General features: G+C 71.5%; 8 protein-coding genes. 3 read left to right on the top strand and 5 right to left on the bottom strand.

Going from position 1 to position 7106, the window contains the following annotated elements:
• The 3 genes from R6V09_RS41580 to R6V09_RS41570 all read left to right on the top strand — a co-directional run.
• Nucleotides 1–2095, top strand: a 2095-nt coding sequence (locus R6V09_RS41580) for an Lhr family ATP-dependent helicase (RefSeq protein WP_442810248.1), incomplete at its 5' end; no start/stop codon positions are given.
• A gap of 39 nt (nucleotides 2096–2134) precedes the next feature.
• Nucleotides 2135–2995, top strand: coding sequence for an Fpg/Nei family DNA glycosylase (locus R6V09_RS41575; protein WP_317886678.1), 861 nt, complete (start codon nucleotides 2135–2137; stop codon nucleotides 2993–2995).
• Between the two features lie 32 nt (nucleotides 2996–3027).
• Nucleotides 3028–3792 carry an SDR family NAD(P)-dependent oxidoreductase gene (locus tag R6V09_RS41570; RefSeq protein ID WP_317886677.1) on the top strand — a complete coding sequence of 255 codons (765 nt, stop codon included), beginning with the start codon at nucleotides 3028–3030 and terminating at the stop codon, nucleotides 3790–3792.
• On the opposite strand, the gene R6V09_RS41565 is transcribed toward R6V09_RS41570, so the two are convergent.
• The 5 genes from R6V09_RS41565 to R6V09_RS41545 all read right to left on the bottom strand — a co-directional run.
• On the bottom strand, nucleotides 3740–4042 hold the full coding sequence (locus R6V09_RS41565; RefSeq protein WP_317886676.1) for a hypothetical protein: 303 nt from the start codon (nucleotides 4040–4042) through the stop codon (nucleotides 3740–3742). The genes R6V09_RS41570 and R6V09_RS41565 overlap by 53 nt on opposite strands.
• 265 nt (nucleotides 4043–4307) lie before the next feature.
• Complete coding sequence (locus tag R6V09_RS41560; RefSeq protein WP_317886675.1) at nucleotides 4308–4682, bottom strand: helix-turn-helix domain-containing protein; 375 nt, start codon at nucleotides 4680–4682, stop codon at nucleotides 4308–4310.
• A 109-nt stretch (nucleotides 4683–4791) separates the two neighbouring features.
• A complete protein-coding gene (locus R6V09_RS41555; RefSeq protein ID WP_317886674.1) occupies nucleotides 4792–5337 on the bottom strand; it encodes a CinA family protein in 546 nt (181 codons plus the stop codon).
• A complete protein-coding gene (pgsA, locus tag R6V09_RS41550) occupies nucleotides 5334–6131 on the bottom strand; it encodes a CDP-diacylglycerol--glycerol-3-phosphate 3-phosphatidyltransferase (RefSeq protein ID WP_317886673.1) in 798 nt (265 codons plus the stop codon). Before pgsA ends, R6V09_RS41555 begins: the two co-directional genes overlap by 4 nt.
• Nucleotides 6128–7106 (bottom strand): MiaB/RimO family radical SAM methylthiotransferase (locus tag R6V09_RS41545; RefSeq protein WP_317886672.1); only part of this gene is annotated, 979 nt, incomplete at its 5' end. The genes pgsA and R6V09_RS41545, both read right to left, overlap by 4 nt.

The raw sequence follows: 7106 nt of genomic DNA, 5'->3' as shown, positions 1-7106 counted from the left end.
CGCGATCCGGGTCCGCATCGCCGGTGCCGACCACTGGGCGGCGATCGAGGACGCGGGCCGACTGCGCGACGCGCTCGGCACGGCGCTGCCCGTCGGTGTCCCCGAGGCGTTCACCGAACCGGTCAAGGACCCGCTCGGCGACCTCCTCGCGCGCCACGCCCGCACCCACGGACCGTTCACGTCGGCCACGGCTGCCGCCCGGTTCGGTCTGGGCGTGGCGGTCACCGACGGCGCGTTGCAGCGGCTCGCGGCGAACGGCCGTGTCGTACAAGGGGAGTTCCACCCGGCCGGGATCGGTCAGGAGTGGTGCGACGCGACGGTGCTGCGACGCCTGCGCCGCCGCTCCCTGGCCGCGCTGCGGCACGAGTTGGAGCCGGTGCCGCCGGCCGCGCTCGCGCAGTTCCTTCCTCAGTGGCAGCACATCGGCAAGGGCCATGGACTGCGCGGTATCGACGGACTGGTGCGCGCCGTCGAGCAGTTGCAGGGCGCCTCCGTGCCCGCGTCCGCCCTGGAGAAGCTCGTCCTGCCGTCCCGCGTGGCGAACTACGCGCCGGCCATGCTCGACGAACTCACCTCCGCCGGGGAACTGGTGTGGGCGGGCGCAGGCTCCCTCCCCGGCAAGGACGGCTGGATCTCCCTCTACCTGGCGGACGCGGCCCCCTTGCTCCTCCCGCCACCGCACCCGCTCGAACTCACAGCACTGCACCAGTCGGTCCTGGACGCCCTTTCCGGCGGCTACGGCCTCTTCTTCCGCCAGATCGCCGACCAGGTCCGCGCGACGACCCACCCCGATGTCACCGATCCCCAACTGGCCGACGCCGTCTGGGACCTGGCCTGGTCCGGCCGACTCACGAACGACACGCTCACCCCCATGCGCTCCCTGCTGGGCTCCGGCCGCACGGCAGGCTCCACCGCCCACCGCGCGAAACGCACGGTCCCGCGCGGGCGCTACGGCTCTCTCACCGCCGCCGCCCGCCCCGCCTCACGCACCGGTCCGCCGACCGTCGCCGGCCGCTGGTCCCTGCTCCCCGCCCACGAACCGGACCCCACCGTGCGCGCCCATGCCCTGGCCCGTACCCTGCTCGACCGGCACGGAGTGGTGACCCGGGGGGCGGTCGCCGCGGAGGGCGTGGAGGGCGGATTCTCGGCGACTTACCGCATCCTGTCCGTCTTCGAGGAGAGCGGTCAGGCGCGGCGCGGCTATGTCGTGGAGGGGCTCGGCGCCGCCCAGTTCGCGATGGACGGGGCGGTGGACCGCCTCCGCGCGGTCGCCAACGCCCGCGACCGGGGCGACGACCTGCCCACACCGGACACCACGGACAACGACCCGTACGGCTTCGGGGCCCTCGACGGCTCACCCACGCCGGCCTCCGGTTCCACCGACCGCTTGGTAGCAGCCCCGACCACCTACGACGCCCCCGACAACCACGGTCGACCGGCCGCATCCGACCCGCACGCACCCACCCCCTCCTCAGTCCACGACTTCGCCGACGCCTTCGGCCCGTTCACCGACTTCGACGACCTCGACGACCTCGACGACACAGGCACACCAGCCGGGCCCACCTCACGACTCCACGGCTCCCCCTCCCCCCACCCCCCGTCCCCGGGCGATTACATCTCGCCCCGCGACTTCCCCACCCCGACACCCCGGACCAACACCACCTCCCCCTACGCCGGCCACCACCCCCGCCGCCCCTCCCTCTCCGCCCGAGCCGTGGTCCTGGCCGCCGCCGACCCGGCGAACGCGTACGGCGCTGCCCTCCCCTGGCCCGAACCGCCGACCGGCGCCGGGCACAAACCGGGGCGGAAGGCCGGCTCGCTCGTCGTGCTCGTCGACGGCGAGCTGACGCTCTACATGGAGCGCGGCGGCAAGACCCTGCTCGCCTGGCCCTCCGCGCCGGACACCACGGCCACCGAAGACCCACGCCTCCAAGGGGCCGCCGAAGCACTCGCGGCTGCGGCCCGAGCCGGTTCGCTCGGCACGGTCACGGTGGAGCGCGTCAACGGCGCCTCGGCCCTGACCTCCCCCATCGGCACCCTTCTGGAAGGAGCGGGCTTCATCGCGACACCGCGCGGCCTGCGCCTGCGCGCATGAACCGAACCGACCCTCACCACCTCATGCCACCCTTGACGCATGCCTGAAGGCGACACCGTCTGGCAGACCGCGAAGCGCCTCCACACCGCCCTCGCGGGCAAGGTGCTGACCCGCAGCGACCTCAGGGTCCCCAAGTACGCCACGGCGGACCTCACCGGCCGCACCGTCCTGGACGTCACGCCCCGGGGCAAGCACCTGCTGACCCGTATCGAGGGCGGTCTCACCCTCCACTCGCACCTGCGGATGGACGGCACCTGGCGGGTGTACGCCAACGGTCAGCGCTGGAGCGGCGGCGGCCCGGCCCACCAGATCCGGGTGATCCTCGGCACCGCCGACCGCACAGCCGTCGGCTATCGCCTCCCCATTCTGGAGCTCCTCCGCACCACCGACGAACACCGCGCCGTCGGCCACCTCGGCCCCGACCTCCTGGGCCCCGACTGGAACCCCGAGCAGGCGTTGGCCAACCTCCTCGCCGACCCTTCCCGCCCCCTCGGCGAGGCCCTGCTCGACCAGCGCAACCTGGCCGGTATCGGCAACATCTACAAGAGCGAACTCTGCTTCCTCCTGGGCGCCACCCCCTGGCTCCCCATCGGCGCCCTCCCCGCCGACCGCGCCGCGAAGCTCCCCGCCATCGCCAAGCGGCTCCTGGAAACCAACCGCGACCGCCCCGTCCGCAACACCACAAGCACCCTCACGCACAACGCCCCGAACCACACCCCCGACCTGTTCGTCTACGGCCGCGCACCCCGCCCCTGTCTGCGCTGCGACACCCCGGTCCGCACCGCCGACCAGGGCGACGGCTCGCGCGAGCGCCCCACCTACTGGTGCCCGACCTGCCAGGTGGGACCGGCGCCGGGCGCCGCCCCACCTCGCGGAACTCAGCACCGTACGACTAATTGACGACCCGTCAGAAACCCTCGTACCGTCGCTGCATGCCCGTCAAGGCGTACGACCTCACCGGACGCACCGCTTTCGTCACCGGCGCCGCCAGCGGTATCGGGCGCGCATCCGCCGTGCTGCTCGCCGAGGCGGGTGCCGTCGTGCACTGCGCCGACCGTGACACGCAGGGCCTGCACGAGACGGCGACCCTGATCAAGGACCAGGGCGGCACCGCCCGCACCCACCATCTCGACGTCACCGATCGCACGCAGGTCCGGCAGGCCGTCGAGTCCTGCGAGGAGCTGCATGTGATGGCCGCGGTCGCCGGGATCATGCACAGCAGCACAGTGCTGGAGACCCGGGACGAGGATCTCGACCGGGTGCTGAACGTCAACTTCAAGGGAGTGCTGTACGCCTGTCAGGAGGCGGCCCGGCTGATGCTCGATCGCGGCACCAGGGGCAGCATCATCACCATGGCCTCAGGTGCGATCGACACCGGAGGCTCCGGGCTGCTCTGCTACAGCGCCGCGAAGGCGGCCGTCGTCCAGCTGACGAAGACGCTGGCGACCGAGGTCGGCCGGCACGGCATCCGCGTCAACGCCATCGCGCCGGGCTGGATACGCACGCCCATGACCGATCACCACGAGGGCGAGGCGCAGGCCCGTACCGAAGCGCTGATGGCCCGGCTGTCGCCGCTGGGCCGGGTAGGTGAGCCGGAGGACATCGCCCACGCCGTGCTGCATCTGGCGTCCGACGCCTCGTCGTTCACGACGGGTCAGATCCTCCGCCCGAACGGGGGCGTGGCGATGCCCTGGTAGCGGAGACCGCTTCGGCGACCGGCATGACGGGCATCCGCCATGCCTGCCTCCAGCGTCCCGTGGCCACGGCTCCGGCCGCCCGCGCCTTGGGCATGCAGTGCACCGGGAGCAGACTCAGCCCCCACCCACCGGCTGCGACCGCCCCCTCCAGTCCGCCCGCGTGCGGCGTCAGCGCGAGCCGCAGCACGGCCCACCACCACAGCGCCCCGAGTCCCAGCGCAGCCCCCCAGCGCACTATCCGCCCCGCCATGGCCGTCACCACCTCCAGCCGGACGCTAGACCGCCGCGGTCACCCGCGAGGAGGGCGCATCGACGGCACACGGACGCACCACCCGCCTCAACCATGACCGCACGGAGCCCCACCGGCAAACGGACCACCGCAGCCGTACAAAGGCGCCCGGAACGCGAAAAACCCCGACCGCACCTCTCCAGGTCTCCCCGGAGAAGCCCCGGTCGGGGCTCGCACACATTCTCGACGCCGGTCGGCGTCTCATCGGCTTACACCAGCGTGAGCCTCACGCGGCGACCACGTCCACCGCCTCGGCGGGGGCCTTGATGGTCACCCGTTCCGGTGGCACACCGGTCACCGACACGGAACCCAGCATCGGACGTACCGACGTGGGCACAGAATTGGTGGCCGCAGCAGACTGGGCCAGCTCGGCGAGAGCGAGCTCGTCGCTCACTTCCCGCATGAGCTCGGACATCCGTACGTCCAACGCGTCGCAGATGGCGGAGAGCAGTTCAGAGGATGCCTCCTTCTGCCCCCGCTCCACCTCGGAGAGATAGCCGAGTGAGACTCGGGCGGACGAGGAGACTTCGCGCAGAGTACGGCCCTGGCGCTGGCGCTGCCGACGCAGCACGTCACCCAGCAGGCGACGGAGCAGAATCATCGGTGGCTCCCTCCTCGGACCGCGTAGCCGCATCCTTCTCGCCCCACCGTACCGCCTTGCGCCGCGGCCGTGCGGGGAGCGATGTCGTGTTCACTCAGGGCTGCAAACATCAAAACCCCCCGTTCTGTTCCGTATCCTGTGTCCGCTCATTCCCGGTCTGTTCGCTCACGAGCCGCTCCAGAAGCAGCGCGAGTACGCTCCGTACACTCTCTCTACGAATTTCCGCCCGGCCGCCGTTCAACCGCAGCGCGGCCACTTTCCCGCCACCGGCGGCATCCGAATCCGGTCCGGAGGGGCCGTCCACGGCCACGAAAACGGTGCCCACAGGCTGCCCGTCCTGCGGTTCCGGGCCCGCCACGCCAGTGGTCGCGATGCCCCAGTCGGCGCCCAGAGCCTTCCGCACACCGGCCGCCATCTGGGCCGCGACCTGCGCGTCTACAGCTCCCCGCTCGGCCAGCAGGGTCGCGTCGACACCGAGCAGCTGGTGCTTCAGCTCGGTGGCGTAGGCGGTGACCGAACCACGGAAGGCCTTGGAGGCTCCGGGCACCGATGTGATCTCCGCCGCAACCAGACCACCGGTGAGCGACTCGGCGACAGCGAGCGTCGCACCGCTCACCGTCAGTAGTCGCACCACTTCAGTGGCCGTGGAACTCACGCTTCCGTCTCCTCCGACGCCGCCATACGCTCGGCGATTCCCTGCCTGCGCAGCACAATGGCCTGTCTCACATAGTCGAGCCCGGTCAGCACGGTCAGAACGACCGCCGCCGCCATCACCCAGAACCTCAGGGTGGCCAGCCAGCCCGTCAGCGCCAGCACATACATCCCTACGGCCACGCCCTGGATGAGCGTCTTCAGCTTGCCGCCGCGCGACGCGGGAATGACGCCGTACCGGATGACAACAAAACGCAGCAGCGTGATCCCGAGTTCCCGGCCGAGGATGACGACGGTCACCCACCACGGCAGATCGCCGAGCGACGACAGACAGATCAGCGCCGCGCCCATGATCGCCTTGTCGGCGATGGGGTCGGCGATCTTCCCGAAGTCGGTGACAAGGTCGTAGGTGCGCGCCAGATGGCCGTCGAACAGGTCGGTGATCATGGCGACGGCGAACGCCGCCCAGGCGAACGAGCGCATCGCCGGGTCGTACCCGCCGTCGGCCAGCATCAGGGCGACGAAGCCGGGGACGAGCAGCAGCCGGAGCATGGTCAGGAAGTTGGCGATGTTCCAGACGCTCGCCTGGTTGACGGCGGCGGCGACGACCTTCGCGCGCGCCGGCCTCGGACCACCGGGCACGCCGGACTCGACAGCACCGGACGAAGCACTACCGGAGACGTTGCCCGACATCGCGCCGGAAGAGGCGCCACCGGAGGCCGCACCGGAACCCGCGCTCGCGGGCGCGCCGTTCGCGCTGGAGGTGCCGCCCGCCGCCGATGCCGGGACTCCGGTCATCTGCCCGCCTCCTCACTACACGCGAGCGAGCCCAGGAGCGGCTCGGCCACCAGGTCGACACCTTCCGTACCGACCACCTTCGCCTCGACCATACGGCCGACGCTCAGGCCTTCGCCGCTCGTGAGGAGCACCTGGCCGTCCGTCTCCGGCGCCTGGTGCTCGCCGCGGCCGTAGGCGCCGTCCTCGGAGTCCACAGACTCCACCAGCACGTGCACGGTCTCGCCGACGCGCTCCTCGGCGCGCTGCGAGACGAGTTCCTCGGCGAGCCGCGAGATGTGCGCGAGCCGCTCGTCCACAACGTCCTGGTCGAGCTTCTTGTCGTACGTCGCCGCCTCCGTGCCCTCCTCGTCGGAGTAGCCGAAGACACCGATGGCGTCCAGGCGCGCGCCGTTCAGGAAGCGCTCCAGTTCGGCGAGGTCGGCCTCGGTCTCGCCGGGGAAGCCGACGATGAAGTTCGAGCGCACGCCGGCCTGCGGGGCCTTGGAGCGGATGGTGTCGAGCAGTTCGAGGAAGCGGTCGGTGTCGCCGAAGCGGCGCATGGCGCGCAGCACGTCGGGCGCGGAGTGCTGGAAGGACAGGTCGAAGTAGGGCGCGATCTTCGGTGTCGAGGTGAGCACGTCGATGAGCCCGGGGCGCATCTCGGCCGGCTGGAGGTAGCTGACGCGCACGCGCTCCAGGCCGTCGATGTCCGCCAGCTCGGGCAGCAGCGTCTCCAGGAGGCGGATGTCGCCGAGGTCCTTGCCGTAGGACGTGTTGTTCTCGGAGACCAGCATGATCTCCTTGACGCCCTGTTCGGCCAGCCAGCGCGTCTCGTTGAGGACGTCGCTGGGGCGGCGGGAGATGAAGGAACCGCGGAAGGACGGGATGGCGCAGAAGGAGCAGCGCCGGTCGCAGCCGGAGGCGAGCTTCACCGAGGCGACCGGGGAGCCGTCCAGGCGGCGGCGCAGGGGCGCGCGCGGGCCCGAGGCGGGCGCG

It is taken from the genome of Streptomyces sp. W16 (genome assembly GCF_033194735.1).
GTDB lineage: Bacteria > Actinomycetota > Actinomycetes > Streptomycetales > Streptomycetaceae > Streptomyces.
This window is presented reverse-complemented; position numbering and strand designations above follow the sequence as displayed.

What these genes read in the sequence shown, in the direction of transcription:
- R6V09_RS41560 (WP_317886675.1), bottom strand. Translation starts at nt 4,682, where the DNA reads ATGATTCTGCTCCGTCGCCTGCTGGGTGACGTGCTGCGTCGGCAGCGC.
- R6V09_RS41570 (WP_317886677.1), top strand. Translation starts at nt 3,028, where the DNA reads ATGCCCGTCAAGGCGTACGACCTCACCGGACGCACCGCTTTCGTCACC.
- R6V09_RS41565 (WP_317886676.1), bottom strand. Translation starts at nt 4,042, where the DNA reads ATGGCGGGGCGGATAGTGCGCTGGGGGGCTGCGCTGGGACTCGGGGCG.
- pgsA (WP_317886673.1), bottom strand. Translation starts at nt 6,131, where the DNA reads ATGACCGGAGTCCCGGCATCGGCGGCGGGCGGCACCTCCAGCGCGAAC.
- R6V09_RS41575 (WP_317886678.1), top strand. Translation starts at nt 2,135, where the DNA reads ATGCCTGAAGGCGACACCGTCTGGCAGACCGCGAAGCGCCTCCACACC.